We start from the raw sequence: 24625 nt of genomic DNA, 5'->3' as shown, positions 1-24625 counted from the left end.
CAACTTTAATTCTTTTGAAAATTATTGATTTTCAGTCTTTTTACGTTCATTTTCTTGCATTTTATCAATATTTTCCTTTGTAAGCATGTAATCTTTCATGTTTTTACCCTTGCTCTCATGGTAAAGAAACAGCGGCATGGCCACCAAAAAAAGACCAATTGTGCCCCCACCAATATATTTATGCGCTACTGCGGCCTGATCCTCCTCCAATGTAAATCCGTAGATAATGGAGGAAAAGGAACAGATGACAATCAGTAAGACAAAGAGTCTCATTTTCATTGGGAATGTTTGATCAATTTTCTTCTGTAGGCGGTGAGCAATTTGGATTTGGAAATAAACCCTTCATACTTTCCTTCTTTAATAACGGGCAAATTCCATGCGCCACTATCCTGAAACTTTTTCATGACCTCCTTCATATTGTCGGTTTCATAAAAAATCAACTCGGGCGGGGCATGCATTAGACTATTTACAAATACCTTCTCGTACATGTCCGTATCGAACATGAACGGCCGGATGTCATCCAGCACAATGATGCCCATCAATTTTTTATGATTGTCCAATACAGGGTATATGTTCCGTTTTGATTTGGCCACCGATTCATGCAACATTTCACCCAAGGTCATATCGGGATGAACAGGCCTGAAATTTTTCTCGATCACATCATCCAATTCTAACAGGCCCAAAACCATTTGATCCTTATTGTGGGAAAGCAGGGCGCCGATTTTGGCCAATTCCTTGGTGTAGATGGTATAGTCGAGTGCATTTTTGGTGATCAAATAGGATATGGAGGCAGTGATCATCAAGGGTACAAACAGTTCGTAGCCTCCGGTGATCTCAGCAATCAAAAATATGGCGGTCAAAGGGGCATGGATTACCCCGGCAATAAGCCCGGCCATTCCAATTAGGGTGAAATTACTTTCGGATACCGAAAAGCCAAACCCCAGGTTGTTGATCACTTTGGCCACTACATTGCCCAATGCGCTGCCCATCACCATGGTGGGGATAAATATTCCTCCCGCACCACCTGCGCCAATTGTTGTGGTCATGGCGATGGCCTTAAAGATGGTAATTCCAAAGAGTAGTGCAATCACCACCCAAATATTATGGATGTAGGCATCAAATGGCGTGCTGCCCAATGCTTTTAAATGGTCTCCGTGCAATAGGTTGTTGATGAAACTGAAACCTTCACCGTAAAGTGGTGGGATTGCATACAACATGATTCCGATGGCGATACCGCCCACCAGCAGTTTGTATTTTGGACTTTTCAATTTTTTGAACAGGGACAGGATGGCAAAATACATTTTGGTAAAGTAGATGGAAGCGAAAGCGGTTCCTATACCCAACAAAATGTAGAACGCGGTATCCTTGAGTTCAAAACCTTCAGTCAACGAGAAGCTGAACAGCACCTCGTTGCCCAGAAAGAAGTAGGAGGTTAGCACCCCTGAGATGGAAGCCAACAACAACGGCAACATGGACATCATGGTAAAGTCCAATGTAAATACTTCCACTGCGAAAATGATGGCCGCAATCGGCGATTGGAATATGGAGGCTATGGCACCGGAAGAGGCACAAGCCACCAAAAGTGATCGGGTCTTGGCATCAATATGCAACAGGCGACTAAGATTGGAACTTAAAGCGGACCCCGATTTCACTGCCGGTCCCAACAATCCAACAGAACCACCAAAACCTACGGTTAACGGCGCTGTGATCAAAGGGGTATAAATATCCTTGACGCTGAGCATGCCCCCTTTTTTGGAGAGGGAATAAATGATGGAAGAAACCGCGTGCTGCAATGGTTTTTTCTGTACAAACTTCACATATAGGTAAACAAAGGTGAGACCGATGGTGGGAAGAATAAAGTACAGTTGGTTCTCTGAAAACACGATGCCCTTTTTTAAAAGGGCCTCTATAAAATAAGTGAAGTTTTTTAGGGTAACCGCCACTGCGCCCGCCATAAACCCCACAACAAGGCTCATAATATGTATGAAGGTCTTGTTGGAGATATGTTTATATCGCCATTTTAGAAAACGGGTGAGTAATTTCTTTTTCTTTTTAGGCATTGGGGTCAATGTACACCTAAATGTATTAAAAATCCCGCTCGAAGGCGGGATGGTTTTTTATTAAAGATTGAGTTTGATGTGCAACTCGTTCAATTGGTCTTCATCAATATGGGCCGGTGCGTCGATCATCACATCCCTGCCACTGTTGTTTTTGGGGAAGGCAATAAAGTCCCTGATGGTTTCCTGTCCGCCCAAAATGGCCACCAAGCGATCCAAACCGAAGGCAATTCCACCATGGGGAGGGGCCCCATATTGGAAGGCATCCATTAAAAATCCAAACTGCGCCTTGGCTTCTTCGGGGGTAAAGCCCAAATGTTTGAACATGGTGGCTTGTGTTTCCTTATCGTGGATACGGATAGATCCCCCACCGATTTCGTTACCGTTGAGCACCAAGTCGTAGGCATTGGCCTTTACGGCACCGGGATTGCTTTCCAACAATTCCAGTTGTCCTGGTTTTGGTGAAGTGAACGGGTGGTGCATGGCATGGTAGGTGCCGGTTTCCTCATCCAGTTCCAACAATGGGAAATCCACAACCCAAAGCGGGGCGAATTCGTCCGGTTTCCGAAGTCCCAATCGGGTGGCAAGTTCCATGCGAAGCGCGCTCAACTGGGCACGCGTCTCGTTGGTATTTCCTGAAAGTACGCAGATCAAGTCGCCGGGTTGTGCACCTGTAACCTCCGCCCATTTGGCCAGATCCTCTTGATCGTAGAATTTGTCCACGGAAGATTTGTAGGTGCCATCTTCATTGCATTTTACATAAACCATTCCCTTGGCGCCGACCTGTGGTCGTTTCACCCAATCAATCAGGGCATCAATTTCTTTTCGGGTATAGGCTCCTGCACCGGGCACGGCAATCCCCACTACCAATTCGGCACTGTTGAAGACACCGAAATCTTTGTGTTGGGCCACAGCGTTCAATTCCCCAAACTGCATTCCGAAACGGATATCAGGTTTGTCGTTACCATACAAACGCATGGCATCGTCGTAGGTCATTCTGGGGAAGGAATCGATTTCAAAGCCTTTTATTTCTTTCAATAGGTGTTTGGTCAGGCCTTCAAATGTATTCAGGATGTCTTCCTGTTCCACAAAGGCCATTTCACAGTCGATTTGGGTGAACTCCGGTTGCCTGTCTGCCCGTAGGTCTTCATCCCTAAAACATTTCACGATCTGGAAATATTTGTCCATTCCGCCCACCATCAACAATTGTTTGAAGGTTTGTGGCGACTGGGGGAGGGCATAGAACTGACCTTCGTTCATACGGCTGGGGACCAAGAAATCCCTGGCACCTTCGGGAGTGGATTTGATCAAATAGGGCGTTTCCACATCTATAAACCCTTGGTCGGAGAGGTATTTCCGCACCTCCATGGTCACCTTGTGCCTAAAGATCAAATTATTTTTGACCGGGTTCCTACGAATATCGAGGTAGCGGTATTTCATTCGGATATCCTCACCACCGTCGGTTTCGTCCTCAATAGTGAATGGAGGCAACTTGGAAATATTCAAAATGGTCAACTCCTTGACCAACACCTCGATTTCTCCAGTAGGAATGTTCGGGTTTTTGGAAGCTCTTTCTATAACCTCACCTTTGGCTTGGATTACCGTTTCACGGCCCAATTCCCTGGCCTGTTCCAAAAGATCTTTAGAAGTACGGTCTTCATCAAATACCAATTGGGTGATGCCATACCGATCGCGCAAGTCTACCCAGGCTACAAAACCTTTGTCACGGACCTTGTGTACCCATCCACTTAAAATAACTTCTGAACCGATGTCGGATGCCCTTAGGGCACCGCAGGTATTGCTTCTGTACATGATGTTTGTAATGAGAGGGCAAATTTAAGAGGATTGCCTCTATTTATTGCTAGTAAACACCAATTTATCATCACCTTTTTGGTGCTATCATTTTGGGAGACCATTCTTAAGCTCAGATTAAAATTACACTAACTTTGAAATAACATTAAATTAACATTAATGATGATTTTTAAAGATTAAAGGCGTAAAATTATCGATTTTGGTTCTCAAAGTTAATTCAAATAATATATTTAAAAACTTGAAAAACAGATAAATAAAATTCTAATGTTAATTCAATGTAAATTTTATGTTACATAAATATGTGTTTAATGTAAAATATATGTATCTTTGATACGTTGTGTTATTAGTATTAACGATTTAAATCCCATATCGAAATGAAAAAAGCAGTATTATTTTTGGCGTTGATGTTTGTTGTTGCTGTATCTGCACAGGATACCAAACCAACATTTGAGAAAGTGGGTGAAATGGTGAAAGCTACTTATTTTCATGATAACGGGGAAATAGCCCAAACCGGATATATGTTGAATGGAAAATTACATGGCGATTGGGTGATGTTCGATACACAGGGAAAAAAGATAGCTACAGGTCAATACGTTAACGGTACCAAAACCGGAAAGTGGTTTTTTTGGAAAAGTGATGTATTGAAGGAAGTGGATTTTACCGACAACCGAATTGTAAACGTAACCAACTGGAGCCAAGGCGAGGTAGTCTCGGTAAACCAGTAGTTAAAATCAGTGTTTAAAAAAAAGCCCCGACCATTAGGTCGGGGCTTTTTTTTGGTATAATCTTATACCGAAACGGCTTCCAATTCCTCTGGCTTGGGAGCTTCGCGTTTTAGTTTCGCATTGCGTAACCGCAGTTTCAATTTGTAAACCAAACTGAACAATATCGGCACCACGATCAAGGTGAGGAAGGTGGCTACAAAAAGACCGTAAATTACCGTCCAGGCCAAAGGCCCCCAAAAAATTACGTTATCACCTCCAAAGTAAATGTTTGGGTTAAAGTCGCTCATTAGCGTAAAAAAGTTGATGTTGAACCCTGTGGCCAATGGGATCAATCCTAAAATGGTGGTGATGGCCGTAAGCAACACCGGACGCAAACGGGCTTTTCCACCCTTTACCACGGCTTCAGTGAAATCCTCGATGGGGAGGAGTTCGTCCTCTTCCAGATCCAATTTCACTTTTCTTCGATCGATCAGCAATTGGGTATAGTCCAATAGCACCACACCGTTGTTCACCACAATACCGGCCAATGAGATAATACCCATCATGGTCATCATGATCACAAAGGCACTACCAGTGGCCACAATGCCACCGAACACCCCGATCAAACTCAAGAAAATGGCCAACATGATGATACCTGGCTTGGAAACCGAGTTGAACTGGAAGATCAAGATGAAGAAAATCAAACCGAGACCTGTGAAAAAGGCACCCATCAAGAACTGAAACTGATCGTTCTGCTCCTCGATCTGTCCGGTGTAGTCGATCTTGATTCCGGAAGGCAGGTTCTCAAAATCATTCATTTCTTCCTGAATCTTTCCTACCACAGCCGCGGCATCGGTAAAGCCGGGGGCCAAAGCCGAATACACGGTTACCACACGTTTTACATCGCGGTGCTTAATGGCATTGAAACCGGTACTGTTCACTTGTTTGGTCACTGCCGAAACAGGAACTTCCTTAATTTGTCCGTTGGAAGGATCCCGGAAGGTAATGCGCTGGTTGAACAGGGCACTGGTATTGTAACGGTCCTCTTCGTTAAAACGCACGTAAATGTCATAATCCTCGCCTCCTTCTTTGTAGATGCCCGCCTTGGAACCAAAGATGGAGCTACGCAACTGTTGTCCCACTTGGCCCGTGGCAACGCCCAATTCTCCAGCCTTTTCCCGGTCCACGGCAACCAACATGGAAGGTTTGGATTTGTTCACATCGATTTTTAGCTCATCGATACCGGGAATGTTCTTGGTATTGATGAAGTTCCGCATTTCCTCGGCGGTATTGATCAATTCGGTATAATCATCGCCTTCCAGTTCAATGTTGATGGGATAACCCACTGGAGGTCCAACTGCATCTTTTTCCACAGAAATGGCCACCCCGGGATATACATCTTTCAGAGCTTCCTGTACTTTTCTGAGCAATTCGTTACTATCTGCCCCCTCACGGTATTTGAACTCACGCATGGTGGCGGTAATTTTTCCACGGTGGGGCATTTCGGCGGACGAACCACCATCGGTCTGAGGGTTACCAGCTCCTTCACCCACTTGGGATACGGCACTTTCAGTCAAGAAATTGTAATCCCCGTGCATGTAGGCATCCGAATTGATGATGCCATACACCTGTTCTTCAATTTCCTTGGTAATCTTGTTCGTTTTTTCAATATCCGTTCCCTCAGGATACTCGATATAGACAATGATCTGATTGGGCTTGTTGTCGGGGAAGAACTCCACTTTGGTGCGTTGGCTTCCAACAGACCAACCAAATCCCATAAAGGCAACCAACAACAGCACAAAAGTGGTAATTGCAATAAAAATGGGTCGTTTTCCTGCCAGTGCGTAGCGCAGCGTACGTTCATAAAAGCGCTCCCATTGGGGCAATATCTTGTTTTGGAACCCATTGGCCCAACCTCTTAGGAAGAAACGATAGATCCACAATAAAATAGCCGTTACCACCATTACCGTTCCCAAACCACGATAGCTACCACCAAAAATGATGATCAGTACACCGATTACTGAAACGATGGAAGTAACGCGAATGATCTGCTTTAAGGGCATTTCTTTGTCCTCGGTGGTCATGTATCGGGATACCAATACCGAGTTGAAGAAGATGGCCACGAACAGTGACGACCCCAATACTACCGAAAGTGTGATGGGGAAATACATCATAAACTGCCCCATGATACCCGGCCAAAGCCCAAGTGGAACAAACGCCGCTACGGTGGTTAATGTGGAAATGATGATCGGAAACGCGATTTCCCCGATTCCTTTTTTGGCCGCTTCAATGCGCGACATGCCTTCCTCATCCATCAATCGGTATACGTTTTCAACCACCACAATACCGTTGTCCACCAACATTCCCAGTCCCATGATCAATCCGAACAGGATCATGGTATTCATGGTATAGCCCAAGGCGTTCAAGATCATCAAAGACATGAACATGGACATCGGAATGGCAAATCCGACGAAAAGCGCATTCTTGAATCCTAAAAAGAACATCAAAACCCCAACCACCAAGATGATACCGAAGATGATGTTGTTCACCAAATCGTCCACCTGGCCAATGGTTTTGGTAGATTGGTCATTGGCAATGGTCACTTTAAGGTCTTGCGGGAATACATTGGCTATGGCCTCATCCACGATTATCTTGATCTGGTCCACGGCGGCCACCATGTTCTTTCCCGAACGTTTTTTAACGTCCAACATTACCACAGGCTCCCCAAATTCTCGGGCATAGGTGGTCTTATCTTCTTCCTTGAAGCTGATCTTGGCAATATCCCGTAAATAAATGGGGTTGCCATTTTCGGATTTTACCACAAAGCTTTCCAGATCTTTTGGTTGGTCAATCTCACCCACAATGCGGATGGTCCGGCGTTGGCCACTGGCAATCAGGTTCCCCGCCGACATGGTCATGTTCTCGTTGCTGATGGCATTGATCACATCGTTGAAGCTTACTTTGGCCGCCATCATTTTGTAGATGTCCACAGCCACTTCCACTTCTTTTTCCTGCGCACCGCGAATGTCTACCTGTTTTATTTCTTGGAGCCCTTCAATCTCATCCTCTAGGTATTCGCCGTACTCCTTCAATTTGTCCACGGGATAATCCCCGGAAATATTGATGTTGAGGATGGGCATTTCCTCGGAAAGGCTCAAATCGAACACATTGGGTTCCACTTTGGCACCATTAAAGGTGGGCCAGTCCTCCCCAGCGGTTTTGGAGTCGACCTCGTCCTTTACTTTTTGAAGTGCCCCTTCCACGGAAATATTTTCGTCGAACTCCACAATGATTATGGAATAATCCTCTTGTGAAGTGGAGGTGATCTCCACCACATTGCTCACGGTTTTGAGTTCATCTTCCAAGGGGTCCGTGATCAATTTCTCAATATCCTCGGCCGTATTGCCAGGATAAATGGAACTGATGTATATTTTGGTTTCCTTTACCTCTGGGAAACTTTCCCGAGGCATGCTGAAATAGGCCATGGCACCCAAGATCAGGATAACCACGATCAACACATACATGGTGGTCTGGTTATCGATGGCCCATGAGGATAGCCCAAATTCCTTGTCTACCTGTTTTTTTTGCTTGCTCATACAATTTTAAGTCTTTGGTCTATGGTTGATAGACGTTAGTTTTTAATATCTTTTTTAAGATAGTTTTGGAGGCTGGTCAGCATTTTTGACAGTTCCACCAAATGACTTTTCATATTCATTTCCTCTTCATCAGAAATATATTCCTGTCTTTTTGCGATGGTCAAGCAAACAACACTTTCCTTGATTGAACCCATAGCAATCTGAATAAACCGATTGAACTGTGCATTGGTGTCTCCCGAACCTTCGGCAATATTCAAGGCAATGGAAGTTGCGGAGCGAATAAATTGTGATGAAAGTCTATAGGTTTCCTCTTTTGGGAATTTTTCACACAATCGGTAGGCTTCGTCCGTAAACGCCAGAGCTTTTTGATAAACCTTTAAATCTTCAAAAGAGAATCGAATATTGTCCATCGACTGTAAGCTAACGACTGAATTTGATTTTCACTTTTTGTCCTTCCTTAACGCTTCTGGCCCCCTCGTCGATGATCGCATCACCACTGTTGATGCCCGAAAGCACTTCCACGAAATCTCCCTGCGTTTTACCTGTTTTGATGATCACTTTTTTGGCCACGGGGTCATTTTCAATGGAATCGGCCTCAACCAAGAACACATATTGTTCCCCTTCGGCGTTCTCTGAAAGGATGCTCTGTGGTATCAAAATGGCATTTTCACTGGTATAATCGTTGATCATTACCCTAGCAGTAAGGTTGGGCTTAATTTTTCCGTCATGGCTTGGCACTGGTATCTCGACGGTGAACGAGCGGTTACTTGGATTGATAAAATTTCCGGTCTCCCTGATCTTGGTGTTTACACTTTCGCCCAATACCGGAAAGTAAACCTTTACGTCTTTGCCCGGGGTTACATTGGGCAAATGGCTTTCGGGTACCTCGACTTCCACATACATGTTGGATAGGTTTACGATGCGGAACACTTCGGATCCCGGTCCGGGGGCCACCACGGTGCCTTGATCTTTGATCACGTCGTCGATGATTCCGGCAAATGGTGCTCTAATGGTCGATTTGGCCACTTGGCTTTCCATTTGTTTTACGGCACTCGTTTGGGCCTCATAGTTGGTCTTGGCCTGTAGGTACTGTATTTCCGAACCAATGTTTTGTTCCCAAAGTCGTTTTTGGCGTTCAAAGGTGGTCCGGCTCAATTCGGCCTGTGTTTTCATTTGAGCCAATTGACTGGACAATCCTCCATCATCAATGGAAGCCAAAACCTGACCTTTAGTTACATTTTGTCCCTTTTTAACATAGACACGGTTAAGTGTTCCGGCCATTTCGGGATAGATAAGTACATTTTGTTTGGTCATCACATCACCCTGTAGTTCCAAATAGTGTTCAAACTTTTGTGGGGCAACGGTTATGGTGGTCACCAACGGCAATTTGGCCGAATCGTCCAAAAGGGCAATGGCCGAATCCAGGGATTGCAATTGCATTTCCAAGGCTTTGTGTTCTTTGGAGATTTCCACATGTTTGGCCCTAATGGCTTCAATGTCCTGGCTGGCAAGCACCTTTTCCAAGGATTTGTTGCCTCCGCCCCCACAGGAAGCCAAAACAGCTGCAGTGATTGTGATATATATTGTTTTTCTCATGATGGAATGGTTTTCTGTTTTGATCATTTGTTTAAAATGGTTTCCAATTCGGTTTTCTTGTTGATCACATCTACCATGGATTGTAGATATTCTTGTTGACTGGTGTACAACTGAGTCTGTGCCTGTCGCAAGTCGAAACTTGTGGCCAATCCCTCAGCATATTTGATCTGGTTTTTCTTTTCGATGCGTTCCGCCAATTCCAAGTTGTCCTTGGATGTTCCATATTGTTCGATGGCCAGGATGTAATCGCTCTTGGCACTTTCCAATTGCAGACGGATTTGGGCCTCGGCCTCCGTAAATTGTGTTTTGGCTTTTTCCAGGGCAATCTTGGCCCGTTGGGTGCTGGCACTTCTTCCCAAAGAACTAAAAATGGGGATGTTGAGATCTACACCCAAAACAGAAGATCCAAACCATTGTTGTCCACTGTTCAGAAAATTGAAACTTTCGCTAAATGAGTTTCCACCATAATTCACAAAGGCATTCAGTGTGGGCAGGGCACGACTTTTGGCCAATTTTAATTCCAGGGCCCTTTGCTCGTTAAGGTTGAGGGCCATTTTGTAATCCACATTGTTTTCGATATTGAAATCGGCATCGATCAAGCCCAAATCAATTTGTTTTTGGGTAAGGTCATCCAAGTTTTCGGTCAACACCGTTGGGGTCTCAATGGGCAAGCCAAGCACCAAGTTCAACATTTGGTGGGTGATTTTTTCCAACCGCTTAGCATTTTTGAGTTGGTTGTCCACAGAAGAGAGTGTAATCTGCAATTGATCTACACTTTCTTCATCACCCAAACCGTTTTCATAAATACGCTTGGTCTCATAAAGGTTCTTTTCCAAGGTGGCCTTGTTTCTTTCCGAAATTTGGACACTTTCTCGGGCTAGGAGCACATTGCCATAGGCTTCCACCACAGCTTTTCGAACTTCCAGTTCGGTTTTTTCCTTATTGTTCCTACTGTATTCCAAAAAGGTTTTGGTGGCCTGCACGCCAACAATGTACGACCCATCAAAAATCTGTTGCCTTAGGGTAGCGGTTGCTGCGATGGACTGTGGCTGTCCGAAGACCACTTCTTGATAGGTGCCCGGTTCTCCTCCAAAAAACTCGGCAGGAATTTGTGTAACAGGCTGTTTCAATTGGTTTTGATAGTTCACTGCTCCCGAAATTTGGGGCAGTCCGGTTGCAATGGTTTCCCATTTTTGTTTTTGGGCATCCACAATATCCCTAGAGGCATTGATGGCACTGTAATTATGCTCCAATGCATAAGTGATGGCCTGATCCAAACTTAAGTTTGGAATGGTGTCTTGGGCCGATGCCAAAGTTGGCAAGATCAGCAAAAGGCTGATAATGAAAGTCCGCATTTATTCTTGGTTTGAATTGATGATTGAGTTGAGTATTTTTCTCCCTTTGGGTGTTACGATGCCCCTGAGGTGGTATTCCAAATAATAATCCAAAAGATGGGCCTTACTAAAGATTTCCGTAGGAAAAATGGCATTGTCCTTGATGCTCATGACCCCCGAAAAGTAAATCCGTGATACAAATTCCACATTAAGGTTATCGCGATAAATGCCCAATTCCATACCTCTTTTTACATTTTCGGCCACACAGCGATGGGTGCATTCAAATTGGATTTCCTTGAGTTCGGCATGTATTTTCGGATAATACTTCTGCAATTGGTACAGTGGTGAGGATTTTTCATCCTTTAAGTGCACCATCACAAATTTTTTGATCTCGTACAGCTCCTCAATTGGGTTTTGTTCCTGGGCTATGATATGATCAATCCCACAAGTGATCATGTCGGACATGGTCATCGTTGTGGCCTGGACCAATTCCGTTTTGTTCTTGAAATGGGAATAGATTGTTTTCTTGGAAATCCCCATTTCGTTGGCCAAATCGTCCATGGTTACGCTCTTAAACCCAAGGTTCAAGAACATATCTGCTGCTTTTTCTATGATTTTTTCCCTCATAACAAGCGGCAAATTTAGATAAGGAAACTTTAAAAACAAAAAAAGTTTCCATCGTTTTACATTTTTTTAACGAGAACTTAAAACTTTGTTTTATTTGGAATCATCCACCACAAAAAGGGGTTGAAGCACCTCGTTCTGCTCTAATTGATGGGTTGTGTTCCCAAAACTCCAAAAGAAGGGGCGATACTTCTTCAGGTATTTTTCAGTGAAGGTTGTTTTCTTAGCTGTTTTCATGATTTTCGTTTTTGATTTTTGCCACGTAGGCCTTAAAGGCTTCTTCACCCTCTTCTTTCCAGAATTGGTCGTAGTGTTTCCATTCGTCGAAGTCCCTTCGCAGGGAACTACATTTATGATTTGATCTGTGTTTCCTTCTTTGGTGCGACCCACCTTTGCTTTTACCGCCACCCCCTCCAAATCCGAAGATGATCTTGGCCATGACCAAAATGCCCAATGCTTGCCAAAAGGTAATGGTGGCCAGTCCAAATAGGTCGGGCATGAGCCAGTTCCAAAGACGCATGAGCACGTAGTTGGCCAAAAAGAACAGGGCTCCGGCAAGGATTACCATGGCGATGACCTTCACGATTTTTTTCACATAATATTCCACGTTGCTTTCCACACGTTTTTCAATTTCTCTTTTACGATCCATGATTCAATGCTTTTAAGTTTTCCAATTTTTTAGATAATTCTGCTAGAGCACGATGCCTTCGCGACATCAATGTGCCTGCTGGTATGTCGGTTCGTTCTGCGAGTTCTTTATAGTTATAGCCTTCAAAATCGATGGCGATAACAATATCCCGGTACGCTGGTTTCAGTTCCGAAACGGCATTTTTCAAAGCAGTTTCCAGTTCTGCAGAGTAGCTGTTATCAGCAGCTCCGTAGAACAGTTCTGCAAATTCCTGCCAATGCTGGTCCAGGTCGTCACTGGGCAATTTGCGTTCTTTCTTCCCACGCATAATGTCTATGATCCTGTTCCGGATGGCATTGTACACAAAGCCGCCCACATTGGTGATCGGGATGGCATCATCGGGCCGGGAAAAAATCCGAAGCGCAACATCCTGAACAATATCTTCCGCATCCCGTTCCGAAGTATCCCTGATCTTGGACTGCACATACGATCGCAACGAGCCATACTCCTCGTTGAAAAAGTCTGAAAGGTTGTTTCGGTCCTCGGTTTTGGTTGCCATTTTGATCTTGACAGCTATTGGTCTTCAACTATAGAGACGAACAAGTTGCAATCCATTGCAACTTTTCATCATTTTTTTTCGAAATATTTTGGGGAACACCACAAATATGGGGATGGAAACTTATCGTACCACTACCGTTTCAAATTGATTTTTTGCATGTATTTTTGAACCCATGTCAGCAATCGATAGTATTAGTCAGTACCGGGACATGTTTGTTACGGAACTCAAGGCCAAAACCCAATATTCGGAACCCAAAAACCTGTATGAACCGGTTTCATACATTCTGGATTTGGGTGGTAAACGGCTTCGTCCCGTTCTCACCTTAATGACCGCCGATATTTTTGGGGGTAAGGCAAAGGAAGCCATGGATGCAGCCCTTGCTGTTGAAATGTTCCATAATTTTTCGCTGGTGCACGACGATATCATGGACGATGCACCCCTGCGAAGAGGGAAGACCACGGTGCATGAAAAATGGGACGTGAACACAGGTATCCTATCCGGTGATGCGATGCTGATCCTGGCCTATCAATTTTTTGAGAGCTATCCAGCAGAAACCTATAAAAAGTTGACGGCTTTGTTCAGTAAAACCGCCATTGAAGTGTGCGAGGGCCAACAATACGATGTGGATTTTGAGACCCGGGACGATGTAACCATTCCCGAATACATCAAAATGATCGAGTACAAAACTTCGGTTTTGGTGGCTGCAGCCATGGAAATGGGAGCCATTGTTGCTGGTGCCTCGGAGCCCGATTGTAAGTCCATTTATGAGTTTGGTAGAAACTTGGGTATTGCCTTCCAGTTGCAGGACGACTTTTTGGATGCTTTTGGTGATCCGAAAACGTTTGGTAAACAGGTGGGAGGGGATATTTTGGAAAACAAAAAGACCTTTCTATACCTAAAATCATTGGAGCAAGGGACCAAGGAAGATCAGGAAAGCCTGTTGCACCTGTATTCCATACAACCCGAAGAGGGTTCGACCAAAGTGGAAACGGTAAAAACCATTTTCGAGGAAAGCGGCGCTGTGGAAGCCACCCAATCAGCAATTGAAGCCTACACCCAAAAAGCTTTTGAGGTTTTGGACGGCCTGCAATTACCGGATTCCAAAAAGAACTTGCTTCGCGTCTTTGGCGAAAATTTGATGCGGCGTACCGTTTAAAAAATCCGACCCAGCAAAGCACGGATAAAAGGCATAGGTTTGGGTGCGGTCACGATTTGCAACTCTTCCCAAAGATGGGTTTCGTTTTCCAGAAATTTTAAAATCAATTGGGCTTTTCGCCGCTTGAACAAAGACACAAATATGGAGGCGCCCAGTGCATTGTCCTTGTGGAGAATATCCAACAACAACATGTCGTAAAACAAAAATCGATCCTTGTGGTAAAACTGGGAAAGTGATTTTCCGGCCTTCAGATGTTCAACCAATTTGGGAATTTGTTGGCTGATACTGTAAAAGGTGAACCCGGTACTTGGCTTCGCCCAACCGCCTGCAATGCCGATATGGAAGACACGGTCAGAATTGTGCTTGTGAAAGGGATAACAGGTCATCGGAATGGTACCGAATTCGGTTTCAGTGATCGTAAAGGCCGTTTTGAACTTTTCTTGGATGTACTGTTTGATGGCCTCCTCATATTCACTTAGTTCCAAAAGATGCTCCGAGAAAAGGGTGTACTCCACCAAAGCTTCGGTTGGGGAAAAAGGCAGCACGTACAAAAATCGGGTGTTGCCGTTTTGAGCAACCGAAAAATCCATAAAAGTGGCTTCCCCTTCATTGAAAACTGGGTTTTCGGTTTTGACGAACCATCCCAAAAAATGTTGTTGCAATACCGGATAGTGCTTTTGACTGTAAGGACGTGATGGATCGTATAGACTCGAAAAAACGTGTTCTGCAGTAAAGGTTTGGGCATCGGTGACCACTTCCACCACATGCTCTTTTTCCCGAACGCTTTGCACTTCTTCTTTCACCCAAGTGATATTGGGGTATGCCTTTACCTTTGGTACATAATGGTTGTAAAAGTCGATTCCGCGCAACATCTTATAGGTGTAGGGAGTGATTTCCAAGGATTTTTCCCACTGTTGTCCCGCTACATAAATGGTATCCCAAGTTTTGTGGATCAAGTCATCAAACGGGCCCGGTCCTTTTTCCCAAAAACACCACGTACGGTCGTTTTGGGATTTATCGGCCTTGTCCAACACCATAATCGACTTGCCAGCGAAGAAAGCATCACGGCCAAGGGCATCGGCCAATAAGAGTCCGGCGGCCCCGGCACCAACAATGATATAGTCGTAATGGGTCATGGGTTCAAAGATAGGGGAAGGATTGGATATTAATTGAGTGATCATTTACCTCGGAAAAACAATCAACATTTTTCCTAATCAAAAAACCGTATACCGTACTCCAAAAAATCCCCGGATGCCCTGGTTGGGCCCATACACATAGGTGGGGTCAAAAGTAAGGGCATATGGGTTATCCGCCGTGGCTACCGGGTTTCCGTTGGCATCGAAGGTGACGTCCTTGTCAAATGGGTCGTTAGCCCGTGCAATGATAAAGGGATTGCCTCGGTTCGGAGTCCAGTCCAATAGGTTTTTGATGCCTGCATACACCTCAAAATTGTTCAGGCCTTTGTAGGTAAACTGGATGTTCTGAATGCTCCAAGTAGGGGAATAGGGCCTTCGCGGATCCAGGTCGCCCAACAAGGGCAAACGCATGGGGCCGTATAAATTTCCGGTATAATCTGCGGTGAGTTTAAGGGCATGAAAGGTGTACGACAGGTTCCACGTAGCCGTAATGCTTTCCGTAAGGATTTGCTGTTGGGAAATGCCATTTTCCGTGGTGCTCACATCTTGCCATGTGGCCCCGACCATAATCTTGAAACTACTGGGAAAAACTACATCCAAATTGGCACTAATGCCCTGGGAAACGGATTTCCCTTCCAAATTATCATAAATGATCTGGTTGGGATTGGTCTCGTAATCGGGCAAGATCACGTTGTTGAAATGGGTATAGAAAGCAGAGGCATCCAATCCGATAAAAGTACCGTTGTCGCTATAGATCTTCTTTAAATAATTCAGGTTGATGTTGTAAGAGCGCTCGGGTTTCAACTCTTCAGCAATGATCACTTCACGAGCCCCGGTAAGTGCTGCATGGTCTTCGGTGAACAAATTCACCACCCGAAAACCGGTTCCCGCATTTACCCGAAAAATGTCATGGTCCGAGATTTTCCATTTGTAGGCAGCGCGGGGGGTAAAGATGTTGCCGTGTCGTTGGTCATGATCAAAGCGCATTCCCGCCAAAAAAGAGTGTTTGGGGGCAAAGGTAAACTCGTCCTGCACAAAAAGGCTGGGAATCCAAATGTTGTCCGCTATTGGAGTGGCCGGGGTATTATCGTTGTAATAGTTGTATCGAATGGCACTTCCCAGCAACAGATCATGATTCCCCAAGGCTTTGTCCCAGGTGAGTTGGGCAAAACCAATACGCTGGTCGGCCAGGTATTCAGTATCGCCGTACACCGAATTTTGATTATGGTAATTGTACGAGAAAGAGAGCAAAAGCTTTTCGGAAAATGGCAATTGGTATTTTCCCAGAATTTCCCAACGACGGGTATAGATGCTCTCTCCATAAATTTCGTCCCCGCCACGGAATTCAGGGGTCCATTGCATTTCGCCGCCCCACCGGTCTTCATAAAAAAAGCGGCCTGCCAAGGAAAACAAACGGGCATCCTTACGTTCAAAATCCCATTTTTGGAACAAGGAAATACGGTCCTGTAGGGTAAGGTCGGTAAAATTATCCCCATTATTGTCGATGGGCACATCATAGTTGAAATAGTTGATTCCCAACAGCAAATCGGTCTTTTTGCCCACGGCAATCTTACTGCCCACATCCAGATTGTATTCGCCCCAACCGGTCACAAAACCATCGGCAAAAAATTCGGGGGCACTCAGCGCATTTTTAGTGATGATGTTGATCAAACCACCTACAGCCTCACTGCCATAGAGAGAAGAGGCAGGCCCTTTCACGATTTCAATTTGTTCAATCAAGGAATTGGGAATACCGGTAAGTCCATATACCGTTCCCAACCCGCTTACAATGGGCATCCCATCAATAAGTACCAGTGTGTAGGGCCCTTCCAAACCATTGATGTGGATGTCTCCGGTGTTGCACACATTGCAATTGATCTGTGGCCGTACGCCATTCACATTTTGTAACGCGTCAAAAACACTGGCCGTTGGGTTCTTTTTAAGAAAAGTTGGTGAGTACACCTCAACCGGAACTGGACTTTCCAACCGGTTTACGGGTTTTAGTGTTCCTGTGACCACCGTTTCGTCCAATCTTTGGGCCGACGGCTCCAATTGTATATTAATGGTTTTAGTCGTATCCGCCCCTAGTTTTATTTTGGTTTGATAGGGTTGATAGCCCAAGGAAGTCACTAACAATACATAGTCGCCCGGCACCACAGCGTCAAGTGTGAAATTACCATCGATATCGGTAGCTGCCCCATATTCAGTGCCTTTAAGCTGCACATTGACCAGAGGAAGGGGCGTCCCATTTTCGGTTACCTTTCCCGATACCGAAGCCGATTGGGCCAAACAACAACTGCTGACCAAAGCAATCCAATTAAGGGCAAGATGTTTACAAATTGATTTCAATTAATAAAAATATAAATTTAGACAAAACTAAAAATAGGTTTTGATAAATAAAAATGTATTTTTGAAAAAATTATTTTTGATGACCCGTTCGGAAGAAAATTATTTGAAAACTATTTTTCATTTGGGAGGGGGAAATGCCCAGTCCATTACCACCAATGCCATTGCGGAGCAAATGGAGACCAAACCGTCCTCGGTGACCGATATGGCCAAAAAATTGGCTGACAAAGGATTGGTCAACTATGTAAAGTACCAGGGCGTTTCTTTGACGGATTCCGGCATAAAAACAGCACTTTCCATTATTCGAAAACACCGGCTGTGGGAAGTCTTTTTGGTCAAAAAATTGGACTTTACTTGGGATGAGGTGCATGAAGTGGCCGAGCAATTGGAGCACATCAAAAGTGAAAAATTGATCGATAAGATTGATGAACTTCTGGAGTTTCCAAAATATGACCCGCATGGAGATCCCATTCCTACCAAGGATGGCAAATTTATGGAGCGGGACGAGCAATTATTGAGCGAAATGCCGGTGAATACGCAGGGAGTCTGTGTGGGAGTGAAGGATTCATCAGCCCCTTTTTTGAAATTTTTGGACAAGAACAATATCGCCCTTGGGCATACCATCAAGGTATTGGAAAAGGAAGATTTTGACCAATCCCTACATATTGAATTGCAGGGAAAGGAATTACGGATATCACATCAAATTGCAGCTAATCTTTATGTAAAAAAGAACGACTGATGGAACAGGTAATACAGTATTTTCAGGAAATAGATCCCGTTTTGGCGGCGCTCTATGCCACCATTTTTACTTGGGCCTTGACCGCATTGGGCGCAGGGTTGGTTTTTTTCTTCAAAGGGATGAACCGTGCTGTTTTGGATGGCATGTTGGGGTTTACCGGAGGTGTTATGGTGGCGGCCAGTTTTTGGAGTCTGTTGGCACCCGGTATCGAGATGAGCGAAGGGGAAGGTTTTGTAAAGGTGATACCGTCCGCGGTTGGGTTTCTTTTAGGGGCCGGCTTTATTTTTGCCTTGGACAAAGTGTTGCCCCACTTGCACATCAATTTTAAATTGAGCGAGGCGGAAGGTGTAAAGACCCCGTGGCACCGGACTACCTTGCTTACCTTGGCCATTACTTTGCACAACATTCCGGAGGGATTGGCAGTAGGTGTATTGTTTGGTGGGGTGGCCGCCGGTTTTGAAGGGGCTTCCATTGGTGGAGCCGTTGCGTTGGCCTTGGGTATCGGACTCCAGAATTTCCCGGAAGGGTTTGCGGTGGCCATGCCTTTACGCAGACAGGGCCTGAGCCGAACCAAAAGCTTTTTGTATGGACAGGCATCTGCTTTGGTGGAACCCATTGCCGGGGTGTTGGGTGCATGGGCCGTGCTCACCTTTGAACCTATTTTGCCCTATGCCCTCTCTTTTGCGGCTGGCGCCATGATCTTTGTGGTGGTGGAAGAGGTAATTCCAGAAACCCAACAAGACAAATACACCGACATTGCCACAATGGGCTTTATCGGTGGATTTATCATTATGATGACGTTGGATGTGGGCTTGGGGTAAACCAGGTTACCCTCCGATCAAATCAAAAACACCCTTGGTCAAAAATTGGTCCGTTTCGTTCAGTCCGGTACCTCTGACTTCGGTGAAGCCATCGTAGGTATTCCCTTGGGTCACGGCAACACGTTCAAACGAATAGTTGGAATCGGTTTTGCCTATCAATTTCAACACGTAGGCCGTACCTTCGGACTCGATTACCGCTTCTGCTGGCAGTGCCCACGTTTTTGTGGTATCGGTCATGATCAGGGCATTCACGAACATGCCGGGAAGAAAATTCCCTTCCTCTTTTTCAAGATGCCCGTGCACTTTAATTGTGCGTTTCGCATCGTCAATGGAAGTACCTACCAAGTATACCCTTGCATTGAACGTTTCATCCGACGCCTCCGGAATTTTGAAATGTATCTTTTGCTCCTTTTTTATTTTGAGAATATCCTTTTCAAAAACAGTGAGTTCCAGATGTACGTGATCGTTATCTATAATCTCCAAAATTTCCATTGCTGGGGACACATAACTGCCCATGGAAACGTTCATTTTGGTAATGCTTCCTTCTATTGGGGCATAAATGGCCGCTTCGGAAACGATGGTACCTTGTTCCACCTTGTTGGGTGAAATGTTCAACATCTGCAATTGTTCCCGCAATCCCTGGTAACGGGCCTTCGCGGTTTCGTAATTGCTCTTTGCCTGCAAGTAGTTTTTCTGGGAAGCGATTTTTTCTTCAAATAGGGTCTTGTTTCTTTCGAACTCGGTTCTTAAAAAATCCAATTGATTGAAAACTTCCAGATAATCCTGTTGCATTTGTACGAACTCTTGGCTTTCCAAGACCACCAAAAGTTGTCCTTTTTTTACACGATCACCCACCAACAAGGGTGTTTTCTTCACAAATCCACCCATAAAAGCGGTTACACTGGCCCTGTTCTCTGGCGGAACGTCGATCATGCCCGATGTTTCCACCATTTTTGGAAAGGTGCGCTGTTCCAAGGACCCCAATATCAAATCGTTGGTGTCAAATTGGTCCTGCGTTATGATAATACCCGAACCTTTCACTTCTTCAGAAGTCGATTCGGAGTTGTTCTTGTTGCCACAGCCTATCAATGTCAATAGGACAAAAGTGGCGATACTATAGCTTATATTTTTCATTGTTATAATGTTATGGTCAAGTAATTAATGGCGATTACAGTTTGATTGTATTGATTGAGCACATCCAAATAACTATTTTGGATATCATAGGCGTTTTCCAAACTTTGGATGTATTGAAAAAAGTCGATTTCCCCGTTCATGAAGTTTCCGGATGCTGCTTTTAGGATCTGGTCGGACAACAATCCCCCCTCATCTTCGTAATAGGAAAGCTCTTTGTCCAGCTGATCCAGTTGTCCCAACAACGCCTTGTAGCGCTGATTGGTGGATATTGAAATTTCCGTGTTCTCCATGGCCGTAATCTTGGTCTGGATCTTTGCCGATTTTACCTTGCTGCTTTTTCCAAAAAACAACAGCGGAATCCGAACACCCAATTGAACGCCGTACAACGATGTGCCGAGTCCTTTGTTGGTCCCTTGGAAATATTCCAGGTCCAAGTCGGGCAACAACCGGTTTTCTTCCAGACTTTTTTCTGCATTGCTCAGCTCTTGGCGTTGGTCCAGGAACGCCGTCTCCGTTTCCATAAGGCCCACAGCGTTGGAGATTGAAAGCTTTTCAGGCCTTTCAATGGCAATGTCCAAGGTATCGCCGGTTTGCACTAAACTGATGATCTGTGCATACGTGGTTATAATACCTTGTTGGACTTTTGCATAGGTATTGGCAATCTGCCGTTGTTTGGCTTGTGCCGTTACCTTTTCCAAATAATTGGTCTCGCCGAGTTCAAACCGTCTATCGGCAGCATGGGCAAATTTCCGATAAATACTGTCCAATGTTCCATAAAGTTTCGCTTTTTGGTGAAGAGTCTGATATTCGTAATAGGCCGTGCTCAATGACTGGAACAACAATTTCTTCCGAATTTCAAATGACGATTTTTGCAGTGCATAATTGGATTTTTGAACCCTGTTTTTAGCCCCATACACCGTTGGAAACTCAAACATCTGTTTTGCACCGAACACTTTCAACGGCTCTCCATTGAGTGCCAGGTTGTTTTCATCATATTGATAATAAACGTCCGTTTTTTCAAAATCGAAGGCTGTTCCACGTAGGGTTTTGGCTTGGTCGACCATCAATGCCCCCGCCTGTAATCCTTTATTGTTCTCCAAGGAAAGCGACATCAGATCGTCCAAATTCAATTTGGATTGGGAAAACCCGGAGATCGATACCAAAAGCATCAAAATGGTCAAAGCATTTTTCTTCCGCATTCTACGTTCTTGCCTTCTTTTTCGCATACCTCTGAACTTTATATTGTGGGAATAGGCATATAAAACTGGCAAAACCACCAACGTGAGCATGGTAGCGGTGACCAATCCACCAATAACCACAGTGGCCAATGGACGTTGTACTTCAGCTCCGGCATTAGTGGAAACCGCCATGGGCAAGAAGCCCAAAGCCGCTGCCGAAGCGGTCAATAGAACAGCGCGCAAACGATCCTTGGTTCCCTGTTTGATCAAATCTTCCATGGAATCAAAATCCTTGCCCTTCAATTCTTTAAAATGCTCGATTAGCACAATGCCGTTCAATACCGCAATACCAAAAAGTGCAATGAACCCAACACCTGCCGAAATACTGAAGGGCATGTCGCGCAACCAGAGCAATAGCACACCTCCAACCGCGGAAAGTGGAATGGCCGAGAATATCAACAGGGCTTCTTTTACCGAGCCAAAGGCAAAGTAGAGCATGATAAAGATGAGCAATAGGGCTATGGGCACAGCTATCATCAACCTTGCTTTTGCATTTTGAAGGTTTTCAAACTGACCTCCATAGGTAATGGTATAGCCGGGGGGCAATTGAATGTGTTCATTGATCAGCAGTTGTACATCATCCACTACGGATTGTAGGTCACGATTACGTACATTGATACCGACCACAATGCGTCGCTTGGTATCGTCCCTTGAAATTTTGGCCGCACCCTTTTGATAGGTAATTTCGGCCAATTCGCTCAATGGAATTTTACCGCCATTGGGAATATCCACATAAAGGTTTTTAAGGTCGGAGATGTCGTGTCGGTTGTCGGCATCCAACCGAACGACCAAATCGAATTGACGTTCCCCTTCAAAAACGCTACCCAACACTTTACCGGCAAACCCCATGGAAATCATTTCGTTCAGGTCGGCAATATTAAGGCCATGCCTAGCAATTTTTGCACGGTCGAAGACCACACTCATTTGAGGCAAGCCTTCTACTTTTTCCACAATAATATCCGAAGCGCCTTCTACATCTTGGATCAAATCCTTTATTTCATTGGCCTTGCGGTTCAAGGTTTCCAGACTTGGTCCAAAAATCTTGATGGCAATATCGGCCCGTACCCCAGTAATCAGTTCGTTGAACCGCATTTCGATGGGTTGTGTAAATTCCACCTCCATGCCTGGAATCACTGAAAGGGCCTCTTTAAACTTATCGGCAAGTTCATCCTTGGTTTCGGCGGAAACCCATTCCTTTTTCGGTTTTAGGGAAATAATGACATCACTTTCTTCCATGGACATGGGGTCGGTAGGTACTTCGGCCGCTCCGATCCGGCTGACTACTTGGTTCACTTCTGGGAATTGATCTATCAAAATCTGTTCGATTTTGGTCGTGGTTTCCACGGTTTTCGCCAGCGAGGTTCCTGTTTTCAATACGGGCTGAATCACAAAATCCCCTTCATCCAAAGTGGGCACAAATTCCCCTCCCATGGTGGAAAACAATAATACGGCTCCCACCAACAATGCTGCTGCAATGGAGAGCACCAGTTTTTTGCTGTTCATGGCCCAATGGATCACAGGTTCGTATTGTTTGTTGATCCAATTCACCAATCGGGCCGAAATACCTTTTGAAGTATTTTTTGCAGGTTTAAGGAAGAGGGCGGAGGCCACGGGTACATAGGTGAAACAGAACAGAACCGCACCTAAAAGTGCAAAACTGAAGGTCAACGCCATTGGTTTAAACATTTTCCCTTCCACACCACTCAACGAAAGAATGGGGATGAATACGATCAAAATGATCAGCTGTCCGAAAACTGCGGAGTTCATCATTTTTGTGGCGCCTTCCACAGTGATCTTATCTTTAATGGATTGGGTATCCCCTTTGTTCAATTGGGAGAGCTCTCCTTGCCGTTGGGTGATTTGGAAAGCGATATATTCCACAATGATCACCGCTCCGTCTATAATGATGCCAAAGTCGATGGCACCCAAGCTCAAGAGGTTGGCGTCCACTCCGAAGATGTTCATCAGGGTAAGGGCGAATAAGAGACATAACGGAATCACCGAGGCTACCACAAGCCCCGATCGCCAATTTCCCAAGAGCAACACCACCACAAAGATGACGATCAAACAGCCCAGGATCAGGTTTTCAGTAACGGTAAATGTGGTTCTTCCAATCAATTCGCTGCGATCCAAAAAGGGATTGATATAAACCCCATCAGGCAGTGCTTTGGAAATATTTTCAACACGTTCTTTTACAGCGTCGATAACCCGTTTGGAATCGGCATCCTTCAACATCATGATCTGTCCGAGCACTTTTTCGCCCTCCCCGTTCCCGGTGATGGCGCCGAACCTGGGCGCACTACCGAATCCAACTTTGGCAAGATCCTTTATATAGATGGGAATGCCATTTCTTGTGGTCACGACAATATTTTCAATATCCTTCAGGTCGCCGACCAAGCCTTCACCACGTATAAAGTAGGCCTGGTTCACCTTTTCAATATAGCCACCTCCACTAACACTGTTGTTCATTTCCAAGGCGGTGAAAACCTCTTTGGCGGTGATGTTGAGCGCATTCAATTTTTGGGTTTGGATGGCCACCTCATATTGTTTGAGGAATCCGCCCCAAGTGTTGACCTCAACAACCCCGGGTATTCCGGAAAGTTGTCGTTTCACGATCCAATCCTGAATGGTTCGAAGATCGGTGGCCGTGTATTGATCCTTGTGTTCGGCATCCACATCCAAAATGTATTGGTAGATTTCGCCCAAACCTGTGGTAATCGGACCCATTTCCGGAGTTCCGAAGCCTTCCGGGATTCGGCTGGATGCCGATTTTATTTTTTCGGCAATAAGCTGCCTGGGCAGGTATGTACCTAAGTCATCGTCAAAGACAATGGTGACCACGGAAAGCCCAAACTTGGAGACCGACCTGATTTCCTTTACACCGGGCAGGTTGGCCATTTCAAGTTCCACAGGATAGGTGATGAACTGTTCCATGTCCTGTGTGGACAAGCTTCTTGAGGTGGTGATTACCTGAACTTGGTTATTGGTCACATCGGGGACCGCCCCAATGGGTATTTGTGAGAGGGAGTACAACCCGATCAGGGCTATAAATGTTGTAAATAAGAGAACAATGAATTTGTTCTTTATACTAAAGCTGATAATTTTTGAAAACATGATTCATAGATATAGATAGCATTATAAAATT

The 24625-nt window shown here is 44.9% G+C and carries 19 protein-coding genes; 4 read left to right on the top strand and 15 right to left on the bottom strand.

All coding sequences use genetic code 11. The features are described from left to right. Positions 1–21: 21 nt before the first annotated feature. Genes EO131_RS13060 through aspS form a run of 3 tightly spaced genes read right to left on the bottom strand, consistent with a single transcriptional unit; the run spans position 22 to position 3869 of the window. Positions 22–279: a hypothetical protein gene (locus EO131_RS13060; protein WP_127022883.1), complete on the bottom strand. Its 258-nt coding sequence runs from the start codon at positions 277–279 to the stop codon at positions 22–24. After that, entirely contained in the window at positions 276–2060 is a 1785-nt protein-coding gene (locus EO131_RS13055; protein WP_127022881.1) for a chloride channel protein, read from the bottom strand. The genes EO131_RS13060 and EO131_RS13055 overlap by 4 nt, the downstream gene beginning before the upstream one ends. A gap of 60 nt (positions 2061–2120) precedes the next feature. Continuing rightward, complete coding sequence (gene aspS, locus EO131_RS13050) at positions 2121–3869, bottom strand: aspartate--tRNA ligase (RefSeq protein ID WP_127022878.1); 1749 nt, start codon at positions 3867–3869, stop codon at positions 2121–2123. Positions 3870–4243: 374 nt separating this feature from the next. On the opposite strand from aspS, the gene EO131_RS13045 reads away from it, so the two are divergent. Further along, on the top strand, positions 4244–4594 hold the full coding sequence (locus EO131_RS13045; RefSeq protein ID WP_127022875.1) for a toxin-antitoxin system YwqK family antitoxin: 351 nt from the start codon (positions 4244–4246) through the stop codon (positions 4592–4594). A 62-nt stretch (positions 4595–4656) separates the two neighbouring features. Here the strand turns inward: EO131_RS13045 and EO131_RS13040 are convergent, their stop codons facing one another. The 8 genes from EO131_RS13040 to EO131_RS13010 form a co-directional block, all read right to left on the bottom strand. Then, positions 4657–8169 carry an efflux RND transporter permease subunit gene (locus EO131_RS13040; RefSeq protein ID WP_127022872.1) on the bottom strand — a complete coding sequence of 1171 codons (3513 nt, stop codon included), beginning with the start codon at positions 8167–8169 and terminating at the stop codon, positions 4657–4659. Between the two features lie 35 nt (positions 8170–8204). Then, a complete protein-coding gene (locus EO131_RS13035) occupies positions 8205–8579 on the bottom strand; it encodes a four helix bundle protein (RefSeq protein WP_127022869.1) in 375 nt (124 codons plus the stop codon). A 10-nt stretch (positions 8580–8589) separates the two neighbouring features. Further along, positions 8590–9765 carry an efflux RND transporter periplasmic adaptor subunit gene (locus tag EO131_RS13030; RefSeq protein ID WP_127022866.1) on the bottom strand — a complete coding sequence of 392 codons (1176 nt, stop codon included), beginning with the start codon at positions 9763–9765 and terminating at the stop codon, positions 8590–8592. A 23-nt stretch (positions 9766–9788) separates the two neighbouring features. Next, positions 9789–11120, bottom strand: a complete 1332-nt coding sequence (locus EO131_RS13025) for a TolC family protein (protein ID WP_127022863.1) — start codon at positions 11118–11120, stop codon at positions 9789–9791. Further along, complete coding sequence (locus EO131_RS13020) at positions 11121–11726, bottom strand: TetR/AcrR family transcriptional regulator (protein ID WP_127022860.1); 606 nt, start codon at positions 11724–11726, stop codon at positions 11121–11123. Positions 11727–11816: 90 nt separating this feature from the next. Continuing rightward, the gene (locus EO131_RS17165) at positions 11817–11960 is read right to left on the bottom strand and encodes a hypothetical protein (protein WP_164731691.1); all 144 of its coding nucleotides are present in this window, start codon (positions 11958–11960) and stop codon (positions 11817–11819) included. Further along, positions 11947–12372: a hypothetical protein gene (locus tag EO131_RS13015; RefSeq protein WP_127022857.1), complete on the bottom strand. Its 426-nt coding sequence runs from the start codon at positions 12370–12372 to the stop codon at positions 11947–11949. The genes EO131_RS17165 and EO131_RS13015 overlap by 14 nt, the downstream gene beginning before the upstream one ends. After that, complete coding sequence (locus EO131_RS13010) at positions 12362–12910, bottom strand: RNA polymerase sigma factor (protein ID WP_127022854.1); 549 nt, start codon at positions 12908–12910, stop codon at positions 12362–12364. The genes EO131_RS13015 and EO131_RS13010 overlap by 11 nt, the downstream gene beginning before the upstream one ends. Before the next feature lie 181 nt (positions 12911–13091). Between EO131_RS13010 and EO131_RS13005 the strand changes: the two genes are divergently transcribed. Further along, positions 13092–14066 (top strand): polyprenyl synthetase family protein, encoded by a 975-nt coding sequence (locus EO131_RS13005; protein ID WP_417935634.1) that lies wholly within the window; start codon positions 13092–13094, stop codon positions 14064–14066. On the opposite strand, the gene EO131_RS13000 is transcribed toward EO131_RS13005, so the two are convergent. After that, on the bottom strand, positions 14063–15247 hold the full coding sequence (locus tag EO131_RS13000; RefSeq protein ID WP_241243843.1) for a lycopene cyclase family protein: 1185 nt from the start codon (positions 15245–15247) through the stop codon (positions 14063–14065). The two genes, EO131_RS13005 and EO131_RS13000, sit on opposite strands and share 4 nt — an antisense overlap. Before the next feature lie 33 nt (positions 15248–15280). Further along, positions 15281–17551: a TonB-dependent receptor gene (locus tag EO131_RS12995; protein WP_127022848.1), complete on the bottom strand. Its 2271-nt coding sequence runs from the start codon at positions 17549–17551 to the stop codon at positions 15281–15283. Positions 17552–17630: 79 nt separating this feature from the next. Between EO131_RS12995 and EO131_RS12990 the strand changes: the two genes are divergently transcribed. Beyond that, the gene (locus EO131_RS12990) at positions 17631–18287 is read left to right on the top strand and encodes a metal-dependent transcriptional regulator (RefSeq protein WP_127022986.1); all 657 of its coding nucleotides are present in this window, start codon (positions 17631–17633) and stop codon (positions 18285–18287) included. Then, on the top strand, positions 18287–19108 hold the full coding sequence (locus EO131_RS12985) for a ZIP family metal transporter (RefSeq protein WP_127022846.1): 822 nt from the start codon (positions 18287–18289) through the stop codon (positions 19106–19108). Before EO131_RS12990 ends, EO131_RS12985 begins: the two co-directional genes overlap by 1 nt. Before the next feature lie 6 nt (positions 19109–19114). Here EO131_RS12985 and EO131_RS12980 read toward each other — a convergent pair whose 3' ends face one another. Then, a complete protein-coding gene (locus EO131_RS12980) occupies positions 19115–20242 on the bottom strand; it encodes an efflux RND transporter periplasmic adaptor subunit (RefSeq protein ID WP_127022843.1) in 1128 nt (375 codons plus the stop codon). Between the two features lie 2 nt (positions 20243–20244). Further along, positions 20245–24594, bottom strand: coding sequence for a CusA/CzcA family heavy metal efflux RND transporter (locus tag EO131_RS12975; RefSeq protein ID WP_127022840.1), 4350 nt, complete (start codon positions 24592–24594; stop codon positions 20245–20247). Positions 24595–24625 lie beyond the last annotated feature (31 nt).

Origin of the sequence: Flagellimonas beolgyonensis, assembly GCF_003992615.1 — a bacterium.
Classification (GTDB): Bacteria; Bacteroidota; Bacteroidia; order Flavobacteriales; family Flavobacteriaceae; genus Flagellimonas; species Flagellimonas beolgyonensis.
The sequence above is the reverse complement of the archived record's forward strand: the minus strand, read 5'-3'. Positions and strand labels throughout refer to the sequence as shown.

What these genes read in the sequence shown, in the direction of transcription:
- EO131_RS13015 (WP_127022857.1), bottom strand. Translation starts at nt 12,372, where the DNA reads ATGGATCGTAAAAGAGAAATTGAAAAACGTGTGGAAAGCAACGTGGAA.
- EO131_RS13055 (WP_127022881.1), bottom strand. Translation starts at nt 2,060, where the DNA reads ATGCCTAAAAAGAAAAAGAAATTACTCACCCGTTTTCTAAAATGGCGA.
- EO131_RS13035 (WP_127022869.1), bottom strand. Translation starts at nt 8,579, where the DNA reads ATGGACAATATTCGATTCTCTTTTGAAGATTTAAAGGTTTATCAAAAA.
- EO131_RS13030 (WP_127022866.1), bottom strand. Translation starts at nt 9,765, where the DNA reads ATGAGAAAAACAATATATATCACAATCACTGCAGCTGTTTTGGCTTCC.
- EO131_RS17165 (WP_164731691.1), bottom strand. Translation starts at nt 11,960, where the DNA reads ATGAAAACAGCTAAGAAAACAACCTTCACTGAAAAATACCTGAAGAAG.
- EO131_RS13020 (WP_127022860.1), bottom strand. Translation starts at nt 11,726, where the DNA reads ATGAGGGAAAAAATCATAGAAAAAGCAGCAGATATGTTCTTGAACCTT.
- EO131_RS13010 (WP_127022854.1), bottom strand. Translation starts at nt 12,910, where the DNA reads ATGGCAACCAAAACCGAGGACCGAAACAACCTTTCAGACTTTTTCAAC.
- EO131_RS12990 (WP_127022986.1), top strand. Translation starts at nt 17,631, where the DNA reads ATGACCCGTTCGGAAGAAAATTATTTGAAAACTATTTTTCATTTGGGA.
- EO131_RS13060 (WP_127022883.1), bottom strand. Translation starts at nt 279, where the DNA reads ATGAAAATGAGACTCTTTGTCTTACTGATTGTCATCTGTTCCTTTTCC.
- EO131_RS12980 (WP_127022843.1), bottom strand. Translation starts at nt 20,242, where the DNA reads ATGAAAAATATAAGCTATAGTATCGCCACTTTTGTCCTATTGACATTG.
- EO131_RS13045 (WP_127022875.1), top strand. Translation starts at nt 4,244, where the DNA reads ATGAAAAAAGCAGTATTATTTTTGGCGTTGATGTTTGTTGTTGCTGTA.
- EO131_RS13025 (WP_127022863.1), bottom strand. Translation starts at nt 11,120, where the DNA reads ATGCGGACTTTCATTATCAGCCTTTTGCTGATCTTGCCAACTTTGGCA.
- EO131_RS13000 (WP_241243843.1), bottom strand. Translation starts at nt 15,247, where the DNA reads ATGATCACTCAATTAATATCCAATCCTTCCCCTATCTTTGAACCCATG.
- aspS (WP_127022878.1), bottom strand. Translation starts at nt 3,869, where the DNA reads ATGTACAGAAGCAATACCTGCGGTGCCCTAAGGGCATCCGACATCGGT.
- EO131_RS12975 (WP_127022840.1), bottom strand. Translation starts at nt 24,594, where the DNA reads ATGTTTTCAAAAATTATCAGCTTTAGTATAAAGAACAAATTCATTGTT.
- EO131_RS13040 (WP_127022872.1), bottom strand. Translation starts at nt 8,169, where the DNA reads ATGAGCAAGCAAAAAAAACAGGTAGACAAGGAATTTGGGCTATCCTCA.
- EO131_RS12985 (WP_127022846.1), top strand. Translation starts at nt 18,287, where the DNA reads ATGGAACAGGTAATACAGTATTTTCAGGAAATAGATCCCGTTTTGGCG.